Genomic DNA, 534 nt, shown 5'->3' on the forward strand with positions numbered 1-534 from the left:
ATGGCTTCGATGCCGACCCCACGGGTCCGCGGGTGCCGTTCGCGTTGGCCGGGGTGACCCTGTATGCCGCTGCGGCCACACAGCTGCGCGTGCGCGCGACTCGCACGGGCCCCGATACCTACACGGTGCAGGCCAGCGATCCGACCGGGGCCCCGGTGATCACCATCAGCACCCTGAGTTTGCGGGCACTGCCCGATACTCCTGTCCCCACCATCTCGGTTCCGACGCGGGGCAGCGCGTTCTCCCTGGATTGGCCGGCTCTGCCCGGCGATACCGTTGCCGCGGTTGGGGTTTCGCCGAGCTGGGTCGTAGTGGCCGCTGACCCGGACCACGTTGCCGCCGCCCTGCGCCAGGCCTCGATTCATCCCGACCTGACCCGGTCCGATCTAGACGACACCGATCTCGTCATCTGGGCCCTGCCGCACCTCGAACCGGGCGACCACGACCCGGTGTCACGCGTGCATGCCCTGACCCAGCAGGTGCTGACTCAGTTGCAGGGCTGGCTGACGCGGTCCGACACCGTCGACACTGCGC

General features: G+C 69.5%; 1 protein-coding gene. It reads left to right on the plus strand.

Annotated features, from left to right (window positions below; translation table 11 throughout):
- Positions 1 to 534 (plus strand): hypothetical protein (locus tag BST12_RS32655; RefSeq protein ID WP_170062236.1); only part of this gene is annotated, 534 nt, incomplete at both ends.

This window comes from Mycobacterium angelicum (assembly GCF_002086155.1).
Classification (GTDB): domain Bacteria; phylum Actinomycetota; class Actinomycetes; order Mycobacteriales; family Mycobacteriaceae; genus Mycobacterium; species Mycobacterium angelicum.